This window comes from Stenotrophomonas sp. SMYL20 (assembly GCF_036320045.1).
Taxonomy (GTDB): domain Bacteria; phylum Pseudomonadota; class Gammaproteobacteria; order Xanthomonadales; family Xanthomonadaceae; genus Stenotrophomonas; species Stenotrophomonas maltophilia_A.
The window spans coordinates 14,067-33,827 of record NZ_JAWIRT010000027.1; the positions used below are offsets into that span (position 1 = coordinate 14,067).

A 19,761-nucleotide genomic window follows, 5' to 3' on the forward strand; every position below is an offset into this window, starting at 1 on the left:
GTGCCGGCGCCCTGCCAGCCCAGCAATGACGGGCCCGGAGCCCTTGCCATGCATTGCAGCAATTCCGGTAGGATGGAAGCCCCATGCCTTTTGACGGCCCAGCTCCCATGTCCACCAACTCGCCCAAGCCCCTGGCCATCCGCGAGCGCCTTTCCGAAGTGCGCTACGAAATCCGCGGAGAACTGGCGCGGCGAGCCCGGGAGCTGGAGGCGCAGGGCCGCAAGCTGATCAAGCTCAACATCGGCAATCCCGGCGCCTTCGGTTTCCGCGCGCCGGAGCACCTTCAGCGTGCGATCGCCGACGACATGGGCCGCACCGACCCCTACACGCACCAGCAGGGCCTGCCGGTCGCGCGTGAAGCCATCGCCAGCTACTACGCCCGCCGTGGCGCGCCCGATGCGCACCCGGACCGCGTCTTCCTCGGCAATGGCGTCAGCGAACTGATCGACCTGTCGCTGCGTGCGCTGCTCAATCCCGGCGACGAAGTGCTGGTGCCCTCGCCGGACTATCCGCTGTGGTCGGCCTCGACCATCCTCAACGATGGCCGCCCGGTGTACTACCGCTGCGCACCGGAGAACGGCTTCCAGCCGGACCCGAGCGAGATCGAGACGCTGGTGTCCTCGCGCACCCGCGCCATCGTGCTGATCAACCCGAACAACCCCAGCGGCGCCAGCTACCCGCGCGAACTGCTGGAGCGCGTGGTGGAGATCGCGCGCCGCCACAACCTGCTGTTGCTGGTTGATGAGATCTACGACCAGATCCTGTACGACGACGCGGTGTTCCAGCCGGTCGCGCCGCTGGCCGGTGATCATCCGTGCCTGACCTTCAGCGGCCTGAGCAAGGTGCACCGCGCCTGCGGCTGGCGCGTGGGCTGGGCCCACCTCAGCGGCGACGATGCCCGCCTGGGTGACTTCCGCGCGGCACTGGACCTGTTGGGCGCGCTGCGCCTGTGCGCCAACGTGCCGGGCCAGTACGCCATCGAGGCCGCGGTGAACGGCCCGGACACCATTTCCGAGCTGTGCACGCCGGGCGGCCGCCTGTACGAAACCCGCCGTGCGGTGATCGAAGCCTGCGAAGCCAGCGAACACCTGTCGCTGGTCGCGCCGGCCGGTGCGCTGTACGCGTTCCCGGCCGTGGTCGGCGCTGCGGCGAAGGGCTTCGACGACCACAACTTCGCGCTGGACCTGATGAACAACGAGGGCGTGCTGGTGGTGCCGGGCTCGAGCTTCAACGTGCCCTACCGCCACCATTTCCGCGTGACCCTGATGCCGGAAGCCTCGGTGATGCGCGATGTATTCGCGCGCATTGACCGTGCCCTGACCCGCCGTGCCGAGGACGCGACCAAGGTCGTGCCGCTGAAGCCGCGCCGTTCGGTGGCCTGACCTGTGACCCTGTCCTACCTGGCGCTGGGCGATTCGTACACCATCGGTGAAGCGGTTGCAGTCGAAGGCCGCTGGCCGCACCAGCTGGCTGCCGCGCTGCGTGCACAGGGCACTGAGCTGTCCGATCCGCAGACCATTGCGACCACCGGCTGGACAACCGACGAGCTCGACGCCGGCATCGATGCGGCCGTGCCGCAGGGGCCGTTCGATTTCGTCAGCCTGCTGATCGGCGTCAACAACCAGTACTGCGGGCGTCCGCTGGACGAATACCGCAGCCAGTTCCAGGCGCTGCTGCAGCGGGCCATCGGTTTCGCTGGCGGTGATGCCGGCCGCGTGCTGGTGCTGTCCTTCCCCGATTGGGGTGCGACCCCGTTCGGCGCCGGCAGTGGCCGCGACCTGGCCACGATCGAGATCGAGACCGACGAATTCAATGCGGCTGCCGAGGTGATCAGCACCCAGCAGGGCGTGGCCTTCGTCGACATCACCGATATCAGCCGCGCGCAGGGCGAAGACCCGACGATGATTGCCGAGGACGGCCTGCATCCTTCAGCGCGGATGTATGCGCTGTGGAGCGCGCGCGCTCTGCCGGTGGCCGCGCATCTGCTTGGCGGCACGGACTGAGGCGATGGACGGCACGCCACGGACTGGCACGCCCCTGCCCTGCACTCCCCTGGCGGCCCCGCAAGCCCGCTTGATCGCCGACGCATTCCGGCCAACGCAGGTCTGGGGCAGTCGCCGCGACTACTACTACACACGCGGCAAGCTCGGCAGCGATCCGCTGTACGACGGCGTGCTGCAGCATCTGCCTGACGATGGGCAGCCGGTGCTGGACCTGGGTTGCGGGCTGGGCCTGTTCGCCCATGTGCTGCGCCAGCGCGGCGGTACCCAGCATTACCTGGGCGTGGACGTGGATGCCGGCAAGATCACCCGCGCGCAACGTGCTGCCGCCGACCTGCAGGACGTGCGCTTCGACTGCGTGGATGTGCAGGCGCCGCTGCCGGCGCACGCCGGGCACGTCCTGCTGCTGGACGTGCTTCAGTATCTGGACGCGGGCCCACAGCAGGCCCTGCTGCGCGCGGCCAGCGCGCAGGTGGCCCACGGCGGCTGCCTGTTGCTGCGTACACCGCTGGCCACCGGCGATGGCCGCGACCGCACCACGCGGGTGGCCGACCGGCTGGCCTGGCTGATCGGCTGGATGGGCACACGACCGCGCCACTATCCCGATCCGCAGGTGTTGCAGGCGACATTGATCGAGGCCGGATTGCAGGTGACGTCGCCCCGGCCGCTGCACGGGCGTACCCCGTTCAACAGCTGGCTGCTGGTGGCGCACCGCATCCGGTAGCGCGGGGCCATGCCCGGCGGATTCCATCCATGCCGCTGCGCTCGCCGGGCGCGGCCCGGCGCTACCGGTTATCCGGCCGGCAGCTGCGCCTTCAGCCCGCGCTCGTGCAGCGCCTGCAGCACGCGCTCGATGATCACCAGGTTGTGCCCATGGGCGGCACCTTCGTGCAGCAGCACGATCGCGCCCGGGCACAGGTCTGGCAGCAGCCGTGCCAGCACGCCGTCCGGCGTGCAGCCGACGCCGTCGTAGCCGCGCGCGCTCCAGCCTACCCGGACCAGCCCCAACCGCTGCAGCACCGGCGCCACGAACGGATTGGTCATGCCCACCACCGAGCGGTACCAGCGCACCGGCTGGCCGCTTACCGCCTGCAGGGCATGCTGGCAGCCCTCGATCTCGGCGCGCATCGCCGCCGGGCCCAGCCGCCAGAAGCGTGCCTGCGGATGGCTGTGGCTGTGATTGCCCAGGTCGTGGCCACGGCGCAGGATCTCGGCGACCAGTTCCGGCTGCGCCAGCGCACGTTCGCCCACCAGGAAGAAGGTGGCGCGTGCCTGGTGGCGGTCCAGCAGGTCGAGCACGGCACGGGTTTCCGGACCGGGGCCGTCATCGATGGTCAGCCATACCGTGTTGCCGGCCTCCGGCAGTCGGCTCAGCACCGGCGCATAGAAGCGGCTGTTGGGCAGGAACACCGGCACCATGAACAATGCGTGGCTGGCCACCATCAGCGGCAGCCCCCACTGCCAGCCGGCCAGGGCCCAGACCAGGATCACGACCAGCTGCGACGCCACCAGCCAGGGCAGCCAGCGCCAGGGGCGGGCCGGGATGCGATGCAATGTTCCTGCGTTGCTCATCCCCCATGATGCCATGGGGGTTAGAATTGATGATTCGAATTCCCGGAAACCCGACGTCCATGTCCCTCGATCCCGCCCTGCGTTCGCGCATCGAATCCATCCTCAACGCCAACCGCGTCGTGCTGTTCATGAAGGGCCAGCCGTCGATGCCGCAGTGCGGTTTCTCGGCCAAGGCCGTGGGCGCCCTGCAGGACCTCGGCGTCGAGTTCGCCCACGTCAACGTGCTGGCCGACCAGGAAATCCGTGAAGGCATCAAGGCCTACGGCGACTGGCCGACCATCCCGCAGCTGTACATCGACGGCGAACTGGTCGGCGGCAGCGACATCGTGCTGCAGATGGCCGCCAGCGGCGAGCTGAGCAGCGTGCTGGGCCTGGCTGCGCCGGACCGTACCCCGCCGAGCATCACCGTCACCCCGGCAGCCGTGGAAATGCTCAAGGGCGCGCTGGCCGATGCCCCGGGCGCGGCCCTGCAGCTGTCCATCGACGCCGGTTTCCAGCCGAACTTCCAGCTGGCCCCGCACGACGAAGGCGCGATTGCCGCCGAGTCCAACGGCCTGCGCGTGCAGTTCGACCTGGCCAGCGCCCGTCGCGCCAACGGCATCACCATCGACTGGGTGGACGACATCCGCGGCAAGGGCCTGGCCATCGACAACCCGAACGCGCCGAAGCCGGTACAGGAAATCAGCGTGCGCGATGCCGACGACCTGGTGCGCGCCGGCAACATCACCCTGGTGGACGTGCGCCCGGCCGACGAGCGCGCCATCGCAGCCGTCGGCGTACCGTTCAAGAGCTTCGACGGCAACGGCCGCGCCGCGCTGGAAGCCCTGCCGAAGGACACCGCACTGGCCTTCATGTGCCACCACGGTGGCCGCAGCGCGCAGGCCGCCGAGCAGTTCCGCGCCCTCGGCTTCACCAAGGTGTTCAACGTCACCGGCGGCATCAACGCCTGGTCGGAAGACGTGGACAACGGCGTGCCGAAGTACTGATCGGCACTGAAAAAGGGGACGGAGGGATTAAGTCGTTTTTGCCATAAACGACTTAATCCCCTCCGTCCCCTTTTTCTTAGCCGGCGAACCCGCCTTCGGCCAGGTAATCCAGTTCTTCCGGCGTGGGGATGCGGCCCAGCACGGCGTTGCGATGCGGGAAGCGCCCGAAACGGCGGATGATGTCGCGGTGCAGTTCGGCGTACTGCAGGTATTCCTTGTCACCCAGCACGTCGAACATCGCCACCGAGCGGTCCTGGTCCAGCGGATCCTCGGAGTGCTCGAACGGCAGGTAGATGAAGGCGCGCAGCTTCGGCACCAGCTGCAGGTCCAGGCCCTCCTCGATGGCACGCATGGCGTAATGCCGGGCCAGGCCATCGGTGGCGTAGGAATGGGCAGAGCCCCGGAAGCAGTTGCGCGGGAACTGGTCCAGCAGCAGCATCAGGGCCAGCGCCCCTTCGGCACTGCCCAGCCAATGCTCGCGCCCGCGCGAAGCGGCGGCGAAATGCTCATCCAGAAACAACTGGCGGAACTGCGCGTCGAACGCGTCGTCGCGGGCGAACCACTTCGCAGGGCCCGCCTCCTTCCAGAATTCCACCACTTGCGCGGCAACGTCCATTACCTACTCCCAGGCCCGGACGCCCCGCGCCCGGCCTTCATCATCATTCGTCGAAGCGCAGGTGGCGGACCGACTTGCCGTTGCGCCGGATAAGCTTAAGCGCCTCGATGCCGATCTGGATATGGTTTTCCACGAACTGGGAGCTGACCTTGGCATCGGAGGCCTCGGTCTTGACCCCGTCCGGGATCATCGGCTGGTCCGAAACCAGCAGCAGCGCGCCGCTGGGGATGTGGTTGGCGAAGCCGGCGGCGAACACCGTGGCCGTTTCCATGTCGATGGCCATGCAGCGCATCGCCCGCAGCCGCTCCTTGAAGGCCTCGTCGTGCTCCCAGACCCGGCGGTTGGTGGTGTAGACGGTGCCGGTCCAGTAATCGTGGCCGAGGTCGCGGATCATGGTCGAAACCGCACGCTGAAGCGCGAAGGCCGGCAGCGCCGGTACTTCCGGCGGCAGGTAGTCACCCGAGGTACCCTCGCCACGGATCGCAGCGATCGGCAGCACCAGGTCGCCCAGCTGGTTCTTGCGCTTGAGACCACCGCACTTGCCCAGGAACAGCACCGCCTTGGGCATCACCGCCGACAGCAGGTCCATGATGATCGCGGCATTGGGACTGCCCATGCCGAAGTTGATCATGGTGATGCCATCGATGGTGGCACTGGCCATCGGCCGGTCCAGGCCGATGACCGGCGCGCCGGTCAGCTCGGAGAACGTATGCAGGTAGCCGCCGAAGTTGGTCAGCAGAATGTGCTGGCCGAACTGGTCCAGCGGTACGCCGGTATAGCGCGGCAGCCAGTTGTCGACGATTTCCTGCTTGCTCTTCATGGGCAGTCCGGTACGGCGGGGGACCGGGTATTTTCAGCCACCCGGCCGGTGCCGTCGAGCCACCGCCGGCAGGCCTGTGAAGAAGGTCACTTGGCAAGCCCGCCGCCTCCGGGCTAGCGTCGACGGTTGGACCAGCTGCAAGGGGAACTGCATGGCATCGACGTTGTTGCGCGCCGGGGTAGCCCTGGCACTGCTTTCATTGAGCACGGCTCCGGCGGTGGGCGCCTCGCGCTTCGTCGCCGATCCCTACCCCAGCACCTACCAGGCGCATCCCGATGCGCCGGTGCTGATCCAGAACGCCACCGTGCTGACCGGCACCGGCCAGCGCCTGGACAATGCCGACGTGCTGCTGCGCGAGGGCCGCATCGTCGCCGTCGGCCGCCAACTGCAGGCCGATGCCGGTGTCACCCGCATCGATGCGCAGGGCAAGTGGGTCACCCCCGGCCTGATCGACGTGCACTCGCACCTGGGCGTGTACCCCAGCCCCGGCGTCGGCGCGCACAGCGACGGCAACGAGATGACCGCGCCGGTCACCGCCAACGTCTGGGCCGAACACTCGGTGTGGCCGCAGGACCCGGGCTTCGCCACCGCGCTGGCCGGCGGCGTGACCAGCATGCAGGTGCTGCCGGGCTCGGCCAACCTGGTGGGTGGCCGCGGCGTGACCCTCAAGAACGTACCCGCGGTGACCTACCAGGCGATGAAGTTCCCCGGTGCACCCTGGGGCCTGAAAATGGCCTGCGGCGAGAACCCCAAGCGGGTCTATGGCGAAGGCAAGGGCGTGACCCCAGCCACGCGCATGGGCAACGTGGCCGGCTACCGCGCCGCCTTCATCGATGCCGCCGACTACATCGCCAAGAACAAGCCGAAGCCGGCCAAGCGCAAGGGTTGGTTCGGCAGCGACAAGGGCGACAGCGCCGGTGATGCCGGCGGCAAGCGCGATCTCAAGCTGGACACGCTGGCCGGTGCGATCGAAGGCGACATCCGCGTGCACATCCACTGCTACCGCGCCGACGAGATGGCCACCATGCTCGATCTGGCCAAGGAATTCGGCTTCAAGGTGGCCGCCTTCCACCACGGCGTGGAGGCCTACAAGCTGGCCGACCGGCTGGCCGCCGACGGCGTCTGCGGTGCGCTGTGGGCCGACTGGTGGGGCTTCAAGATGGAAGCCTTCGACGGCATCCCGGAGAACATCGCGCTGGTCGACCGGCCGAAGAACAGCTGCGCCATCGTCCACTCCGACTCACCCGAAGGCATCCAGCGCCTGAACCAGGAAGCGGCCAAGGTGATGGCCTCCGCGCGCCGCGCACGTATGCCGGAGATCACGCCCGAACATGCCATCACCTGGATGACCGCCAACGCCGCCAAGGCACTGGGCATTGAAGGCCAGACCGGCACCCTGGAGGCCGGCAAGATGGCCGATGTGGTGGTCTGGAACGGCAATCCCTTCAGCTCGTACGCGCTGGCCGAGCAGGTCTTCATTGATGGCCGCAGGTTGTACGACCGCAGTGCACCGGCAGCGACGCCGCGTTCCGATTTCCAGCTTGGCCAGGAGGTGCGCTGATGGGCGTGTTGAGCAAGCGTCGCCGGGCATGGCCCGGCGCTACCGTGGTGGCGTTGCTGTTGCTGGCAACCACGGCATCGGCGCAGGACCTGCTGGTGCGCAACGCAACGGTGCACACCGCCAGCGCACGTGGCAGCCTGCAGAACGCCGACGTGCTGGTGCAGGGCGGCATCATCCGTGCGGTGGGCAATGGCCTGTCGGCGCCGGTCGGCGCCAGCGTGGTCGAGGCCAATGGCCGTCCCCTGACACCGGCACTGTTCGGTGGCATCACCGAGACTGGCATCGAAGAAGTTTCCGGTGAATCGAGCACGGTGGACAGTTCTCTGAAGCTCGGTGAGCAGCCACTGCGGCCGGAATTCGACGTCACCCTCGCCTACAACCCGGCCTCAGTGCTGATTCCGGTCACGCGGCTGGAAGGCATCGGCTTCACTGCGCTGGGCGCTGCCACCGGCGGTGGTTTCGTGGCCGGCCAGGGCGGCGTGATGCGGCTCGATGGCAGCACCGATCCGATCGGCCCGCGTGCCCTGTTCCTGCGCATCGGCGCGGCCGCCTCCGAACTGACCGGGCATTCGCGCGCCGCGCAATGGATGCTGTTGCAGCAGATGATCGACGAAGCACGCGGCCAGGTGGCTGCGGACTCGCCGCACGCGCTGCTGACGCCAGCCGGACGCCGCACGCTCAGTCGCTACCTGGCCGGCCAGGGCCGCATCGTGGTGGAGGTGGATCGCGCCGCCGATATCCGCCAGCTGCTGCGCTGGGCCACCCGCGAAAAGGTGAAGATCGCCATCGCCGGTGCCAGCGAAGCCTGGCAGGTCGCGCCGGAGCTGGCCGCCGCACAGGTGCCGGTGTTCGTTGACGTGCTGGCCAACCTGCCGGCCAGCTTCGACCAGATCGGCGCCACCCTGGAAAACGCTGCGCGCCTGCAGCGTGCCGGCGTGGCGGTTTCCTTCGTGCAGCGCGGCGACGCCACCCACAACGCGCGCAAGATGCGCCAGCTGGCCGGCAACGCGGTGGCCAACGGCCTGCCGTGGGCCGATGGCCTGGCCGGCCTGACCCGGGTGCCTGCACAGGCGTTCGGGGTGGCCGACCAGATCGGCAGCATCGAGCCCGGCAAGCGCGCCGACCTGGTGCTGTGGGAGGGCGATCCGCTGGACGTGGCGCACTATGCCGAGCAGGTCTGGCTGGGCGGCCGTGCGATGCCGATGCGCTCACGCCAGACCGAACTGCGTGACCGCTACCTGCAGCGCAACGCGCAGCCCTGACCGCACACGAGGACACACCGATGGCGACGCTGCGCTGGTACTTTGACCTCATCTCGCCCTACTCCTACCTGCACTGGCAGAAGCTGAAGCAGCTGCCGCAGTTCGCGCAGATCCAGACCGTGCCGATTGCCTTCGGTGCGGTGCTGCATCACCTGGGCAACCTCGGGCCGGCCGAGATTCCGGCCAAGCGCCGCTTCATCTACCGCCAGCTGTTGTGGACCGCGCAGGCCGAGGGCACACCGCTGCGATTCCCGCCCGGCCATCCGTTCAACCCGCTGCCCGCCCTGCGCCTGTGCCTGGCCGCGGGTGCCAGCGTGCAGGCGGTGGACGTCCTGTTCGACTGGATCTGGCGCGACGGCAACGCGGCCGACAGCCCTGACGCCCTGCGCGAACCGGCCGCACAGCTGGGTATTGACGATGTCGCCAGCGCCATCTCCGACCCGGCGGTGAAGGAGCAGCTACGCCGTAACACCGAGGCCGCAATTGGCGCCGGGGTGTTCGGTGTGCCGACCCTGGCTATCGATGAGGAGCTGTTCTGGGGCAACGACGCGCACCCGCTGATGGCTGCCGTTCTGGCCGATCCTGACCTGCTGCGGCAGCCCGAATGGCTGCGCCTGGCCACCCTGCCGGTGGCGGTGCAGCGCAGTCGCTGAACAGGGCGTGGCGCGTTTCCCTCGCGCGCCTGGCTGGGATTTGAGATAGATTTCACGTTTCCGAACCTACAACCGCCCTGGAGGGGGAGCCGCGGATGCGCATCGGAATCGTCGTCGACTCGGCCTGCGACCTGCCGCCGGACTTCATCGCCACCCACAACATCGTGCTGCTGCCGATCACCGTACGCATCGGCGAAGCGGTGCTGGCCGATCATCGCGATGAACAGGCCACGCTGAGCTTCCTGCACGCGCACGTGGCCGAACACGGTGCTGAAGCGGAAACCATCCCCTTCAGCGTCAACCAGATCCGCGACCTGTTCCTGCAGCAGTTGGTGATCGATTACGACCACGTGTTCTGCATGACCATCACCAAGACCCGCAGCCCGATCCATGACAACGCGCTGCAGGCCAGCTTCGCCATCCTCAACGACTACAAGCCGGTGCGGCAGGCAGCGGGTTACAACTCGCCGTTCGCGCTGCGCGTGCTCGACACCCAGAACCTGTTCGCCGCGCAGGCGGTGACCGCAGTGGAAGCGGTGCGCCTGCGCGACAGCAACGCCAGCGTGCAGCAGATCCGCGAGCGGCTGGAGGAGCTGGCCAGCAACGTGCACGGCTACATGGTCACCCGCGACCTGTACTACATGCGCGCGCGTGCGCGGCACAAGGGCGACCGCAGTGTCGGCCTGCTCAGCGCCGCACTGGGCAGTGCGCTGGACATCAAGCCGGTGCTGCACGGTTACCGCGGCGAGACCGGACCGGTGGCCAAGATCAAGGGCTTCGACAACGCCGTGCAGAAGTTGTTCGCGGTAGTTGGCCAGCGCGTACGCGCCGGGCTGATGACACCGACGGTGTGCGTCAGCTACGGCGGTGAGCTGGAAGAGCTGCGCACCTTGCCCGGCTATGCACAGCTGAAAGAGGTCTGCGCCACCCATGGCGTGACCGTGTACGAATCGGTGATGAGCCTGACCGGCATGGTCAACGTCGGCAAGGGCGCGGTCACCGTGGGCTTCGCCGATGGGCCGCATCGGTTCGAGTGAGGCCCCGACGCGGCGCGGATCTGCACATCGATTCCACCGCGGTTATGCCAGTCTTCCCGCACTTCAAGGAGAACTCCATGCCTGCGCAGTACCACATCAGCCTGCCCGACCCGTCCAAGGCCCGCGGCAATGACCCTGACCTGTCCTTCCATTCGCAGGGCGCCGCCGGTTTCGCCGAAGAGCTGCAGGATGCGCTGCGCAATGGCAGCCTGTTCGAGCGCTGGAAGGCCAAGCAGCCTGACCCGGACGCGGTGGAACCGCAGTGGGGCGTGACCGATCCGGATGCCACCGTGACCGGCGAGCAGAAGGACCTGCGCATCAACCTGGTGGCCACCACCCGCATCGACAGTGACGTGTTCAAGCAGCGCCTGCGCCTGCTGGCAGGCCACCATTGGGAACTGCGCGACGTGCGTTGAGGCACCCGCCCGCCGGGCATGGCCCGGCGCTACCGTGCCCGTGTCGTGATCGACCCGGTGCCGATGACCATGCTCTGGTAGACGCCAACCTTGGTTGGCGCTTGCACAAACGGCTGCCAACCAAGGTTGGCCACTACTGACGCGCCGCCGGACATGGCCCGGCGCTTCCGAGGGCTGCTCCGGTAGATGCCAACCTCGGTTGGCGCTTTCCAACCCGCCGCGCATGTGGCTGGCACACTGTGGGAATGAGAAACAGAGATGCCATCACCCGGCCGGGTACGCGCGGCGAGAAGAAGCTGCGCGATGCCCCACGCCGACTACGCGACCTGCAGCATTGGGCTGACTGCTTCAGTGGTGCGTTTCCCTCGCCAGAGGAGTTGGGCAGTCAAGCTCGCTACTGGAACTACAAGGTTCCGACCCGAGCCGGTCTGATCGAAGGCCCGGCCACCACCCTGAGAATCCAGCGTGCCTGCGCCCAATCGCTCATCAGCGCCTGCGCAAATCTGATCCAGTCGCGGCCCGCTTCACAAGCTACTGTGCGGGTAACCTGCTGCATCGCCCAGCCAGGGATGTTCTCCAGCGAGATTTGCCTTTACCTGGACGAAGCGTACTTCCAGGGCCACGTCGCCTCGACAGCGGATGGCCAGGTCACCGCCATCACCTCGCGCAGTCTTTCCGCCGAATGGCAGCTCGTCCTACCCCAAGGCGTTGAGGAGCGAGGTGTGCAGGTCAGCATTCCTCCCACCGACCACGATGACGGTCTGGAACAGGAATACTGGTTTTACGGCGAGGTAGCGGACCGGCGTTGATGCGTCCACCGGGTCCACAGCAGGTGGCCCGGCGCACGACGGGCTCTGGTAGACGCCACCCTTGGTTGGCGCTCCAAAAAAACTGCCAACCAAGGTTGGCAACTACCGACGAACCGCCGGGCATGGCCCGGCGTTTCCCTATCGCTACCAGCCTCCGCCCAGCGCGCGGTACAGCTCCACCCGTGCGATCGCGGCCGTGGCCTGGCTGTTGGCCAGTGCAGCCTGGTTGTCCAGCGCGATGCGCTGGGTGGTCAGCACATCCAGCATGTCGACCACGCCAGCCTGGTACTGCCGGCGCGCCGCGCCCAGTGCGCTCTCGCTCTCGTCCACCGCCACATGCAGCTGCACCGTGCGCTGCTGCTCGGCGGCATAGCCATCGATGGCGTCGTCCACTTCATGCCAGGCCTGCAGCACGGTACGGCGGAACTGCAGCGCCGACTGTTGCTGCTGCAGCCTGCTCAGCGCGAGATTGGCCTTCAGCCGCCCGCCCTGGAAGATCGGTACGCTGATCGACGGCCCGATGCTGAAGCGGTGCGCGTTCCAGCCATCCAGATCATCCAGCTGCTTGGCCTGGAACCCAGCGTCGCCATTCAAGGTGATGCGCGGCAGGAAACTGGCCTTGGCCACGCCGATGCCGGCCGTTGCCGCATGCAGTGCCGCTTCGGCACGACGGATGTCCGGGCGACGCTCGGCCAGTTCGCTGGGCACCCCCACCGCTACAGCCGGCAGCGCCGGCCAGTCACGGCGTGCATCCTGCAGCTGCGCGTCCAGCGCCTGCGGCGGCTGCGCCAGCAGGAACGCCAGCGCATTGCGCAGCTGCGATTCACGATGCCGCAGCGGCGCGATGCGGGCCTGCAGCGCTGCCACCTGCGCGGACGCGCTGGACACCTGCAGCGTGCTGGCCACGCCCTGTTGCTGGCGTGCCTCGGTCAGGCGCTTCATGTCGAGGGCGATGCTGAGGTTGTCCTCGGTGATCGCCAGCAGCTGCCGCGTCGCGCGCAGCTGCAGGTAATCACGCGCGGTTTCCGCCAGCAGCGCGATGCGCACCGCGTGTGCATCCTCCTCGGCGATCTGCACGCGTGCGTCGGCCGCTTCCACCTGGCGGCGCACACGCCCCCACAGGTCCAGTTCCCAGCTCAGGCCGATGCCGGCCTGGAACAGCCCGTAGTCATCACGGCCGCCGTTGCCGGACGGATCATTCAGGCCCACCTCGCTGTTGCGTGCACGCACGCCACTGGCGCTCGCGCTGACGCCGGGCAGGCGATCGGCGGCGGTGATGCCACGCGCGGCGCGGCTCTGCTGCACGCGGTTGGCGGCCAGCTGCAGGTCCAGGTTGGCCGCGAGCACCTGGCCGGCAAGCTGCCCCAGCAGTGGATCATCGAAGCCGGCCCACCAGGCCGCGTCCTGGTCGATGGCGTTGCCGGCGACCGCCTCACCCTGCCAGTGGCTGGGCAGTTCCGCTTGCGGGCGTACGAAGTCCGGACCCATCGTGCAGGCAGCCAGGGCCGTGCACAGGCTGGCCGCAACGAAGGTGCGGAACAGGGTGACTGCGCTCATGCACCCTCCCCGCTCTTGTGGCCCGGACTGTGCTGCACGCTCTGCGCGCGGGCGCGGCTGCCCAGGTCAACACTGGCTTCCACCGACATGCCGGCACGCAGCTGGTCCAGCAGTGGCTGGCCGGGTTCCAGCACGATCTTGACCGGAATGCGCTGCACCACCTTGGTGAAGTTGCCGGTGGCGTTTTCCGGTGCGACGGCGGCGAAGGTGACGCCGGTAGCCGGTGCGATGCTGTCGATGTGCCCGCGCAGCGGCTTGCCCGGGAACACGTCCACCTTCAGCTCGACCTGTTGGCCGGCCTGCATGCGGGTCATCTGCGTTTCCTGGAAGTTGGCGACCACGAAGGCGCGCTTCAGCGGTACCACCGCAGCCACCGGCGTACCCGGGGTCAGGTAGGCGCCCACGCGTACCGCACGGCGGCCGACCATGCCGTCGATCGGCGCGCGCAGCACGGTGTGCGACAGGTCCAGTTCGGCACGCGCCTGCGCCGCTTCTGCACGCTGTACCGCCGCCTGCGCGGCCTGCACGCCAGCGTTGAGGATGTCGGTGCGCTGGCGTGCGGTCGACAGCGCGGCCTGGCCCTGCTGCAGATGCGCACTGGCCACGGCCTGCTTCGACTGCGCCTGCTGTGCGTTCTGCACGGTGCCGGCGCCATCACGGGCCAGTTCGCGGTAACGCTGCTGGTCGGCGCTGGCCAGGGTCAGTTCGGAACGGCTGACATCGACACTGGCCCTGGCCTGTTCGATCAGCGAGTCCTGCTGGGCCAGTGCGGCCTGCGCGTTGGCCAGCTGTGCACGGGCGTTGGCGAGGTCGGCACGGGCCGCCTGCAGGGCCACCTGGTAGTCGCGGTCGTCGATGCGGGCAAGCACGTCGCCAGCCTTCACCGACTGGTTGTCCTCTACTTCCACGGCACTGACGAAGCCGGGAATCTTCGGCGCAACCAGCGTGTAGTCGGCAACGACATAGGCATTGTTGGTGGTCTGGTGACCGCCGTCGCGCAGCAGCAGCCAGGCACCGATGGCCAGGGCCAGCACGCCCAGGCCCAGGCCGGTATTGAGAGTGGTTCGATTGATCGTCATGAGGGGGGTTCCTGCGAAAGGTTCAGGCCACGGCACGTGGCGGATGGATGCGGGTGGGCATCCAGGCAATGAGGGGAATGAAGGCCAGCGCCACCAGCGCGACCACCCAGTACAGATCGGCCGAGGTCAGCGCCTGCACCTGCGCATGCAGGCGCGCGCCCAGCTGCGGGCCCTCGGCCAGCCACGGCTGCTCGCCAAGGCGGTCGACCAGCACGGTGGAATGGAAATGACGGCGGCCCTGGGCGACGGCATCCAGCACGCCGCTGGCGAGCACGGCAGCAAAGCCCTTGACCGTGTTGAACCACGCCGAGGCGAACGGACCGTCCTGCGGTGCCAGCCCGCCAGTGGCCAGCATCAGCAGCGGCAACACCGCCATCGGCTGGGCGAATACCTGCAGCAGCTGTACCCACAGGAAGTTGTCGCGGATCCAGGCCACATCCAGGTGCGAGCCCAGCCAGCAGGCCAGCGCCAGCATCGCCAGGCCGGTGGCCTGCACCCAGCGGCAATCCACTGCGCGGATGTTCAACAACGCCGCCACCAACGGCAGTGCGATCACCTGTGGCAGCGCCACCCACAGCAGCATCGGTGCGGTCTGCAATGGCCGGTAGCCCTGCACGCTGGCCAGGAATCCGGAGGGAATCGAGATCACCGCCAGCAGCACGAACAGCACGCCGCCCAGGGTCACCAGCGAGTAGCTGAGGTTGCGGTTGGCCAGCAGCTGCAGCTTGAAGAACGGCAGCGGGTGGAACCATTCATTGATCATGAACAGCACCATCAGGCCGGCGCCGCCACCGATCATCAGGGTGATCATCGGCGAGTCGAACCAGTTCAGGCGCGGGCCCTGCACCAGGCCCAGCACCAGCAGCACCAGCGCCGGCAGGCCCAGCGCCAGGCCCACGCCATCGAACTGGGCAAAACGCTCCAGCCGCAGCGGGTCCTGCGGCAGGCCCCAGCTGACCATCGCCATGGCAGCCAGGCAGTACGGCACGATCTGCCAGAACGCCCAGTGCCAGCCCACCTGCTCGACCCAGAACGCGGCCAGCGGCGTGCCCATGCTCGGGCCGAAGGTAGCGGTCAACGCGTAGCCCGCCAGGCCATACAGCTTGATGCCGGGCGGCAGGAAGCGCAGTGCCACGCTCATCAGCAGCGGCGGCAGCGCACCACCACACAGCCCCTGCAGCGCGCGCAGCAGCAGGAACACCTGCAGGTTCGGCGCAAGCGGGCAGAGCACGCCCAGCACCATGAAGCCACCGATCATCGCCAGCGCGAAGCGGCGCAGCGAGAAGGTGGCGGCACACCACGGGGCGAAGGCCATCGCGCTGACCGACATCGCGCTGTAGAGGGCGACGATCCAGCTGCCGTCATCGACGCTGAAACCCATCGCACCACGGATGTCGGCCAGGGCGACCTTGGTGATGTTCTCGTTGAAGCCCGACACCAGCACCGCCAGCAGCACGCCACACAGGCCGACCAGAACGCGGCGGTCGAGCCCGGGGGCGGCGGCAGGACGGGGCGCAGCAGCGGCCGGGACAGCGGCGGCCGGCGTACTCATCGCCGGGCACCGATCCGTGCAGTGCACGGCATGTTGGGGGTCATTGGAATGCGCTCAGTGAAACTCCGGGGAGCGCAGTCTAGGGAGCTGGTACCCTGCGAAAAATGGCGCAGCCCGCATCCCAGGCGTGCGTCACGCGCACGCATGAAAGTGTCAGCGCGGAGCCTCCCCTGCGCTTTCGCACATGGTCTTGATCGAGCGCCGCAGCCACTGGTGCGCAGCATCGTTGTCCAGCCGCGGGTGCCAGGCCTGGACGATGGCGGCGGTGCGCACCGGGATCGGCAGCGGGAACAGGCGCAGCGGCAGGCGCATGCTGACGATCCGCTCCAGCATCACGCTCGGCATCTGCGGCAGGATCAGGTCCGACTCGGCGGCCGCGAAGATCGCGCCGTGGAAGGTCGGGCTGATCAGCGCCACCCGCCGCTGCAGGCCCAGCGTGGCCAGGTCGTCATCGATCGGGCCACGCGGCAGCCCCCGCCGCGACACCGCGATGTGGTCGCAGGCAGCAAAACGCTCGGCGCTGATCTCCTCATCGAACAACGGATGATCTTCGCGCGCGGCGCCCATGAACGAGGTACTGAACAGGTTCTGCACCTTGGTATCGGGTGCATGCTTGCCGGCGGTGCTGATGTACAGGTCGATCCGGCCCTGCGCCATCGCGTCGTCGTCGGTATCGCCCTCGGGCACGAAGCGCAGTACCGCGCGCGGCGCCTGCTGGCGGAACAGTTCACGCAGGCGTCCGCCGAATCCACCGATGAAGACATCATTGGCGCGGACATTGAAGGTGCGCTCCAGGGTGCGCAGGTCGATCTCGCGACCGGCGTTGAACACACGGTGGGCCTGCTCGATCACATCGCGGACCTGCTCACGCAGCTGCAGCGCGCGGGGCGTGGGGGCCAGACCGCGGCCGGCACGCACCAGCACCGGGTCGCCCAGCGCGGTGCGGATCCGGCCCAGGGTACGGCTCATCGCCGGCGCGCTCAGGTTCATCCGCCGCGCGGCGGCGGCCACGCTGCATTCGTCAATCAGCACGTCCAGTGCCAGCAACAGGTTCAGGTCCGGCAGGGGCATGACAGTCTCCAGTAAATCAGATGACTCTACGACACTTGTAACCACAGTCGATTGCGTTTTACGCATTCATTGACTGCCGCGCACGGCATGGGTGCGCGCAGTGACATCGGCGACCATCCCCGGCCTGCCAAGGAGACATCCATGTTCAATACCCTGCTGGTCGCCCTGGACGGTGGCCCCCAGCACGCACGCGTGCTGGACCTGGCCGCAGCCATCGCCGGCCCCCACAGCCGCCTGCACCTGCTGTGCGTGCTCGACCCCGAATTCGCGCTGGCGGCCGATGCCAGCGAAGCCGACCGCATCGAGTACCCGGAAGCCGCCCGCCAGCGCTCGCGGGCCGAAGCGGTGCTGGCCGAAGCCCTGGCCGAGCTGCGCGAGCGCGGCGTCGACGCCATCGCGCAGATTCCCTCGGGTGACCCGGGCGAAGTGATCAGCGAGCAGGCCCGGCGCCTGAAGTGCGACCTGATCGTCATCGGCCACCGCCACCTGTCCCGCCTGGAACGCCTGTTCGAACCCTCGATCGGGCAATGGACCATCGACCACGCGCCCTGTCCCGTGCTGGTGGAAACCCGCGACCCACAACCCTAGCAACCATGGCCTCCCGTTCCCCGTTGTTTCCCACCCGCGTCAACTACCGCGCCTTCGGCCGCCAGTTCGGCCGCGGCGAACAGGCACTGCTGGCGGCGATACGCCAGCTGCACGATCCTGATCAACAGGCCGATGGACTCGCCCAGCTGAGCAGCCTCGGTATTGATCCCGAAGGCTGCGACGCGTTCGTCGGCCTGCTGCCGCTGCTGGCCACGCCCACCGCCCCGATCGACCTGCTGCCCGCTGGTTCACCGTTCATCGCGGCCAGCGAACTGGACCTGCTGGTCTGCCTGCTGCGCATCGCCCAGTGGCGGCATGCACGCCCGCGCGAAGATGACACGCTGGCACCGTTGCGCCAGCAGCTGGCGCGCTGTGCGATGGCCGTGCAGGCGGCAAACCTGCCGTTGCGCCAGCGCTCGTTGTCACCGGTCGGGCTGAGGCTGCTCGATCCCACCGGCTGGTTGCGGCAGCGCTGACCCGGCCGCGCCGCCCGTGCGCAATCACGCACGGGGACCGGGCACCCGGCGCGCTCAGCAATCCAGCCTGCCGTGCGCACTGCCTTCGTCGTCGAGCACGTGCGCATGCAGGATCACCTGGTTGCGACCGGCACGTTTGGCGGCGTACAGGCCGGCATCGGCATCCGCCAGCAACTGATCGGCGCTGGCCAGAGCCGGCGGGTGCAGGTAGCCCACGCCGATGCTGATACTGACCGACCCTTCCGGCAGTGGCAGCGCCGCCACCGCCTCACGCAGGCGCTCGGCCAGCGCCAGCACGCCCGACAGCGGGCTTCCGGGCACGATCACCGCAAATTCCTCGCCGCCGTAACGGGCAACACTGTCACCGGCACGGCCGGCACTGATCTTCAGGACCGTGGCCACGGCCTGCAGGCAGCGGTCCCCGGCCGGATGTCCGTGGCGGTCGTTGAAGACCTTGAAATGGTCGATGTCCAGCAACAGCAGCCCCAGCTCGCTGCCGCTGCGCCGCGCACGGTTCCATTCCGCCAGCAGCAGTGCATCGAACTCGCGCCGGTTGGCCACACCTGTCAGGCCATCCTGCCGAGCGAGCTGGTCCAGCGATGCCTGCCGTTCCATCAGGTCCACCTGCAACAGGATGCTGCGCACGCCGAAGCCCAGCGTTGCCACCACGAAGCCAGTGACTGCCAGCGGCCGCGCATGGTCGACCACCAGGGTACCGACCACCAGCAGCAGCAATGGCAGGATCATCGGCCCCGCCGCCTGCACCGTTCTGCCCAGCCTCGGGTGCATCACGAACGTCGGCGCGGGCGCCTGGCTCATCGCCAGCAACGCCAGCAGCAGGAACGGCAGGTCGATCAGCAGATCGTTGTAGGCACCGAAGGACTGTTCCGAGGTGTAGTGGTTGATGTAGTACGCCACCATCAGGTAGCCCACCGCGTAGATCGCCAGCGCGCGGAAGAAGTTGCGCCGCTCCGGAACGTCGCCCACCAGCCAGCGCACCACCGCGAACCCGGCAATGCACAGATTCTGGATATCGAACATGCGCTGCATGTTGGACAACGCGTGGTCGTCGATGTCGACGCGCGCGGCGAACGACTGCGCATGCACGAAGAACAGCACGCCCAGCAACGCGGCCATCGCCGCGTCGATCAGGCTGATGCTCAGCCGCTCGCGGCGTGCACGGGCCAGGATGAACACCAGCGGCACGCCGTACAGCACATACAGGAACAGGCTGGCCTGCGGCGTGACATCGGCACGGCCGGCACCGAGCGCATCGATCATGTTGACGGCCATGCCACCCGCCCAGAGCAGCAGCGCCAGGGCGGTGGCGCGCCAGCCGAGCGCGGCACGGTCGCGCCGCGCCCGCCACAGGCAGGCCGCCGCCGCCAGCAACGGGGCACCCGTGAGGAACCCGAAGGAACCCGCACCGGCGGGACCCGGCCACAGGGCCACGACCAGGCCGTGGCACAGCACATACAGCAGCGCCAGCACTACCGGCATGCATCCCCCGATCCGCAAGGCCGTATGGACGCACGATAGCCCCGCCCGCGCCACGGCCACGTGATCCAATACGGCAATACGACACGTCGCGTGCCCCCCCAATGGGAGTGCCGGCCGCTGGCCGGCAATCCCGGGGAATCACAGGGCTGCAGGTTGCCGGCCAGCGGCCGGCCCGACCGGAAAGCCGTCAGCCGTGCACGGCGCCG

20 protein-coding genes are annotated in these 19,761 nt (G+C 68.2%); 12 read left to right on the top strand and 8 right to left on the bottom strand.

Features of this window, described 5'->3' with window-relative positions; all coding sequences use genetic code 11:
• Positions 1 to 107: 107 nt before the first annotated feature.
• From V3B48_RS17910 to V3B48_RS17920, 3 genes are read left to right on the top strand one after another with little or no spacing between them, the layout of a single operon-like run.
• Positions 108 to 1,382, top strand: a complete 1,275-nt coding sequence (locus V3B48_RS17910; protein ID WP_329894165.1) for a pyridoxal phosphate-dependent aminotransferase — start codon at positions 108 to 110, stop codon at positions 1,380 to 1,382.
• A 3-nt stretch (positions 1,383 to 1,385) separates the two neighbouring features.
• Positions 1,386 to 2,003: an SGNH/GDSL hydrolase family protein gene (locus V3B48_RS17915; RefSeq protein WP_329894166.1), complete on the top strand. Its 618-nt coding sequence runs from the start codon at positions 1,386 to 1,388 to the stop codon at positions 2,001 to 2,003.
• Between the two features lie 4 nt (positions 2,004 to 2,007).
• Entirely contained in the window at positions 2,008 to 2,724 is a 717-nt protein-coding gene (locus tag V3B48_RS17920) for a class I SAM-dependent methyltransferase (protein WP_329894167.1), read from the top strand.
• A gap of 68 nt (positions 2,725 to 2,792) precedes the next feature.
• Here V3B48_RS17920 and V3B48_RS17925 read toward each other — a convergent pair whose 3' ends face one another.
• On the bottom strand, positions 2,793 to 3,572 hold the full coding sequence (locus V3B48_RS17925) for a polysaccharide deacetylase family protein (RefSeq protein WP_329894168.1): 780 nt from the start codon (positions 3,570 to 3,572) through the stop codon (positions 2,793 to 2,795).
• 59 nt (positions 3,573 to 3,631) lie between these two features.
• Between V3B48_RS17925 and grxD the strand changes: the two genes are divergently transcribed.
• Positions 3,632 to 4,558 carry a Grx4 family monothiol glutaredoxin gene (gene grxD / locus V3B48_RS17930; RefSeq protein ID WP_049421809.1) on the top strand — a complete coding sequence of 309 codons (927 nt, stop codon included), beginning with the start codon at positions 3,632 to 3,634 and terminating at the stop codon, positions 4,556 to 4,558.
• A 76-nt stretch (positions 4,559 to 4,634) separates the two neighbouring features.
• Here the strand turns inward: grxD and V3B48_RS17935 are convergent, their stop codons facing one another.
• Together V3B48_RS17935 and V3B48_RS17940 are read right to left on the bottom strand one after the other, a co-directional pair.
• Positions 4,635 to 5,174, bottom strand: coding sequence for a DUF924 family protein (locus V3B48_RS17935; protein ID WP_182266680.1), 540 nt, complete (start codon positions 5,172 to 5,174; stop codon positions 4,635 to 4,637).
• Positions 5,175 to 5,217: 43 nt separating this feature from the next.
• Positions 5,218 to 5,994 carry an AMP nucleosidase gene (locus V3B48_RS17940; protein ID WP_005414446.1) on the bottom strand — a complete coding sequence of 259 codons (777 nt, stop codon included), beginning with the start codon at positions 5,992 to 5,994 and terminating at the stop codon, positions 5,218 to 5,220.
• Between the two features lie 151 nt (positions 5,995 to 6,145).
• Between V3B48_RS17940 and V3B48_RS17945 the strand changes: the two genes are divergently transcribed.
• The 6 genes from V3B48_RS17945 (at position 6,146) to V3B48_RS17970 (ending at position 11,732) form a co-directional block, all read left to right on the top strand.
• Positions 6,146 to 7,555 (top strand): amidohydrolase, encoded by a 1,410-nt coding sequence (locus tag V3B48_RS17945; protein ID WP_049462465.1) that lies wholly within the window; start codon positions 6,146 to 6,148, stop codon positions 7,553 to 7,555.
• A complete protein-coding gene (locus V3B48_RS17950) occupies positions 7,555 to 8,817 on the top strand; it encodes an amidohydrolase family protein (RefSeq protein ID WP_329894169.1) in 1,263 nt (420 codons plus the stop codon). The genes V3B48_RS17945 and V3B48_RS17950 overlap by 1 nt, the downstream gene beginning before the upstream one ends.
• Before the next feature lie 20 nt (positions 8,818 to 8,837).
• A complete protein-coding gene (locus V3B48_RS17955) occupies positions 8,838 to 9,470 on the top strand; it encodes a 2-hydroxychromene-2-carboxylate isomerase (RefSeq protein ID WP_329894170.1) in 633 nt (210 codons plus the stop codon).
• Between the two features lie 95 nt (positions 9,471 to 9,565).
• A complete protein-coding gene (locus V3B48_RS17960; RefSeq protein ID WP_032129875.1) occupies positions 9,566 to 10,507 on the top strand; it encodes a DegV family protein in 942 nt (313 codons plus the stop codon).
• A gap of 77 nt (positions 10,508 to 10,584) precedes the next feature.
• Positions 10,585 to 10,923: a hypothetical protein gene (locus V3B48_RS17965; protein ID WP_032129876.1), complete on the top strand. Its 339-nt coding sequence runs from the start codon at positions 10,585 to 10,587 to the stop codon at positions 10,921 to 10,923.
• 245 nt (positions 10,924 to 11,168) lie between these two features.
• A complete protein-coding gene (locus V3B48_RS17970; protein ID WP_014038449.1) occupies positions 11,169 to 11,732 on the top strand; it encodes a DUF3916 domain-containing protein in 564 nt (187 codons plus the stop codon).
• A gap of 144 nt (positions 11,733 to 11,876) precedes the next feature.
• Here the strand turns inward: V3B48_RS17970 and V3B48_RS17975 are convergent, their stop codons facing one another.
• The 4 genes from V3B48_RS17975 to V3B48_RS17990 all read right to left on the bottom strand — a co-directional run bounded on the left by V3B48_RS17975 (position 11,877) and on the right by V3B48_RS17990 (position 16,991).
• Positions 11,877 to 13,289: an efflux transporter outer membrane subunit gene (locus V3B48_RS17975; RefSeq protein ID WP_197617408.1), complete on the bottom strand. Its 1,413-nt coding sequence runs from the start codon at positions 13,287 to 13,289 to the stop codon at positions 11,877 to 11,879.
• The gene (locus V3B48_RS17980) at positions 13,286 to 14,368 is read right to left on the bottom strand and encodes an HlyD family secretion protein (protein ID WP_201117298.1); all 1,083 of its coding nucleotides are present in this window, start codon (positions 14,366 to 14,368) and stop codon (positions 13,286 to 13,288) included. Before V3B48_RS17980 ends, V3B48_RS17975 begins: the two co-directional genes overlap by 4 nt.
• 22 nt (positions 14,369 to 14,390) lie before the next feature.
• A complete protein-coding gene (locus V3B48_RS17985; protein ID WP_032129878.1) occupies positions 14,391 to 15,920 on the bottom strand; it encodes an MFS transporter in 1,530 nt (509 codons plus the stop codon).
• Between the two features lie 153 nt (positions 15,921 to 16,073).
• Complete coding sequence (locus tag V3B48_RS17990; RefSeq protein WP_032129879.1) at positions 16,074 to 16,991, bottom strand: LysR family transcriptional regulator; 918 nt, start codon at positions 16,989 to 16,991, stop codon at positions 16,074 to 16,076.
• 141 nt (positions 16,992 to 17,132) lie between these two features.
• Between V3B48_RS17990 and V3B48_RS17995 the strand changes: the two genes are divergently transcribed.
• Both V3B48_RS17995 and V3B48_RS18000 read left to right on the top strand, forming a co-directional pair.
• A complete protein-coding gene (locus V3B48_RS17995) occupies positions 17,133 to 17,579 on the top strand; it encodes a universal stress protein (RefSeq protein ID WP_032129880.1) in 447 nt (148 codons plus the stop codon).
• A gap of 5 nt (positions 17,580 to 17,584) precedes the next feature.
• Positions 17,585 to 18,055, top strand: a complete 471-nt coding sequence (locus V3B48_RS18000; protein ID WP_049400257.1) for a hypothetical protein — start codon at positions 17,585 to 17,587, stop codon at positions 18,053 to 18,055.
• A gap of 54 nt (positions 18,056 to 18,109) precedes the next feature.
• Here the strand turns inward: V3B48_RS18000 and V3B48_RS18005 are convergent, their stop codons facing one another.
• The gene (locus V3B48_RS18005) at positions 18,110 to 19,555 is read right to left on the bottom strand and encodes a GGDEF domain-containing protein (RefSeq protein WP_121504400.1); all 1,446 of its coding nucleotides are present in this window, start codon (positions 19,553 to 19,555) and stop codon (positions 18,110 to 18,112) included.
• Positions 19,556 to 19,761: the final 206 nt, after the last annotated feature.

Bases quoted from the DNA above. Each gene is read 5' to 3' on its own strand.
- V3B48_RS17985 (WP_032129878.1), bottom strand. From the start codon at position 15,920: ATGAGTACGCCGGCCGCCGCTGTCCCGGCCGCTGCTGCGCCCCGTCCT.
- V3B48_RS17955 (WP_329894170.1), top strand. From the start codon at position 8,838: ATGGCGACGCTGCGCTGGTACTTTGACCTCATCTCGCCCTACTCCTAC.
- grxD (WP_049421809.1), top strand. From the start codon at position 3,632: ATGTCCCTCGATCCCGCCCTGCGTTCGCGCATCGAATCCATCCTCAAC.
- V3B48_RS17990 (WP_032129879.1), bottom strand. From the start codon at position 16,991: ATGCCCCTGCCGGACCTGAACCTGTTGCTGGCACTGGACGTGCTGATT.
- V3B48_RS17920 (WP_329894167.1), top strand. From the start codon at position 2,008: ATGGACGGCACGCCACGGACTGGCACGCCCCTGCCCTGCACTCCCCTG.
- V3B48_RS18005 (WP_121504400.1), bottom strand. From the start codon at position 19,555: ATGCCGGTAGTGCTGGCGCTGCTGTATGTGCTGTGCCACGGCCTGGTC.
- V3B48_RS17925 (WP_329894168.1), bottom strand. From the start codon at position 3,572: ATGAGCAACGCAGGAACATTGCATCGCATCCCGGCCCGCCCCTGGCGC.
- V3B48_RS17965 (WP_032129876.1), top strand. From the start codon at position 10,585: ATGCCTGCGCAGTACCACATCAGCCTGCCCGACCCGTCCAAGGCCCGC.
- V3B48_RS17950 (WP_329894169.1), top strand. From the start codon at position 7,555: ATGGGCGTGTTGAGCAAGCGTCGCCGGGCATGGCCCGGCGCTACCGTG.
- V3B48_RS17945 (WP_049462465.1), top strand. From the start codon at position 6,146: ATGGCATCGACGTTGTTGCGCGCCGGGGTAGCCCTGGCACTGCTTTCA.
- V3B48_RS17970 (WP_014038449.1), top strand. From the start codon at position 11,169: ATGAGAAACAGAGATGCCATCACCCGGCCGGGTACGCGCGGCGAGAAG.
- V3B48_RS17995 (WP_032129880.1), top strand. From the start codon at position 17,133: ATGTTCAATACCCTGCTGGTCGCCCTGGACGGTGGCCCCCAGCACGCA.
- V3B48_RS17935 (WP_182266680.1), bottom strand. From the start codon at position 5,174: ATGGACGTTGCCGCGCAAGTGGTGGAATTCTGGAAGGAGGCGGGCCCT.
- V3B48_RS18000 (WP_049400257.1), top strand. From the start codon at position 17,585: ATGGCCTCCCGTTCCCCGTTGTTTCCCACCCGCGTCAACTACCGCGCC.
- V3B48_RS17960 (WP_032129875.1), top strand. From the start codon at position 9,566: ATGCGCATCGGAATCGTCGTCGACTCGGCCTGCGACCTGCCGCCGGAC.
- V3B48_RS17940 (WP_005414446.1), bottom strand. From the start codon at position 5,994: ATGAAGAGCAAGCAGGAAATCGTCGACAACTGGCTGCCGCGCTATACC.
- V3B48_RS17980 (WP_201117298.1), bottom strand. From the start codon at position 14,368: ATGACGATCAATCGAACCACTCTCAATACCGGCCTGGGCCTGGGCGTG.
- V3B48_RS17975 (WP_197617408.1), bottom strand. From the start codon at position 13,289: ATGAGCGCAGTCACCCTGTTCCGCACCTTCGTTGCGGCCAGCCTGTGC.
- V3B48_RS17910 (WP_329894165.1), top strand. From the start codon at position 108: ATGTCCACCAACTCGCCCAAGCCCCTGGCCATCCGCGAGCGCCTTTCC.